The sequence below is a fragment of the Candidatus Burkholderia verschuerenii genome (assembly GCF_001189365.1).
GTDB lineage: Bacteria > Pseudomonadota > Gammaproteobacteria > Burkholderiales > Burkholderiaceae > Caballeronia > Caballeronia verschuerenii.
Window position 1 is genome coordinate 1 of record NZ_LFJJ01000370.1, and the last position, 1464, is coordinate 1464.

Annotated in this window: 1 protein-coding gene; it reads right to left on the minus strand. The window is 36.5% G+C overall.

Translation table 11 applies throughout. From position 1 onward, the window contains the following. Positions 1 to 990: 990 nt before the first annotated feature. Positions 991 to 1464: hypothetical protein (locus BVER_RS33125; protein ID WP_198155485.1), on the minus strand; the 474-nt coding region annotated here is incomplete at its 5' end.

Sequence of the window (1464 nt, forward strand, 5' to 3'; positions counted from 1 at the left end):
CACCGTCAAATGTGTAAAAAAAACAGCCTTATGTTTTCATGTGATGATCGGTTAAGTTGGAATTGAATCTTGCTTGAAAAATGAATTTTTATTGGTTGAGTTTTGCTGTTCTTGGCTAGATGTTGTATTAAAATGAAATTCAATTGGTGGAAAAATTATTTTGGTAGCATGCAAGGTGGCGTGAACCCCTATCCTTCTGATGAATAGAAACGCACAAGCAGAGTTTGGCCGATTGGATCTAACTCTATGTTATATCCTTGTTCGAATTTCGTATGGGACAAGTGATCTTCACCCCTAACCTTCCAATTTGGTTAGAAATGTTGAATTCTAAAGCAACGGATCGATGACTAATTTTAGAGATGAACAACTCTCAAAAACTAAGCCTATAGATTTTTGAATTCTGTGGAGAACTCAAGAGAAAAACTCTCACTTGCAAGAAGCAATTTCTGATGAATAATTGATGTCTTGAATTCAAAAATATGGACCCCCTATTTATAAGGTTGTGATGGCCGAATTCTTGTTCCTTAAGGGATAGAATTTGGCTCATGCAATCCTAGTCTAAACATATTACTTAGTCCCTAAGAAATCTTATCTAGTACTTGAACCAATACAACAAGTATGGCTAAGTACATTTAGAACATTCTAGAGAGGACTAGTCTAGAACTTATCTAATAAGCAAACCTAATTAATTCATACCACTTATAACATGAATGTGGCTGAATTATATGTCTAAATAAGCAAGCTAAATTTCGGATTCCTTCTAGGTCAAGAGAATCGAAATTTGACATGAATGAAACTACCAAAATTCAATCCTTTATCAACATGATAAGGTTGAATATTGGGCTAACTAATTGGGCTGAAAGAGCCTTACAATTAAACCCTAATTTTCAAAAATTAAAGGCCTAAAATAAGTGGTGGCCGAAATTCAATGTGGTGAAGTCCAATTTGACCTTTTGGGCTCATTCTCTTTATGTGTTGGCCCAAATAGCTTTAGCTCTCCTTAACCTTAAATAAGGTTATGATGTTGGGCTTCTCTTCAACTCTTGTGGGCTTGGACTCCTCAAATAAATATAGAATAAATCCATTGAGGGCCTCTTTCATCTTTTTAGCTCTACTTCTCGTCATTGGGCCTCCAAGTCCCATTAATGGATCTTTTCTCCAAGCTGGCCCATTGATAGCTTGATCCATTGTTGAAGAACCTTGAGAATCACGTTCATGTTGGGCTTGAGAGTGGGTCTTCACGCCATCTTCATCTTCTTCAGCTTCATGATTGTGATCTCCATGTGTAGTGCTTCTTGTGATCACATCATCCCCCCTTTCTTTAAGAGGATTCGTCCTCGAATCAACCATCTCATAATCTGAAAATTCAAAGGGAGATAAGTCAGTAACATTGAAAGTAGCACTAACATTGTACTCACCAGGTAGATCAATTTTATAAGCATTATCATTGATCTTTTGCAACAC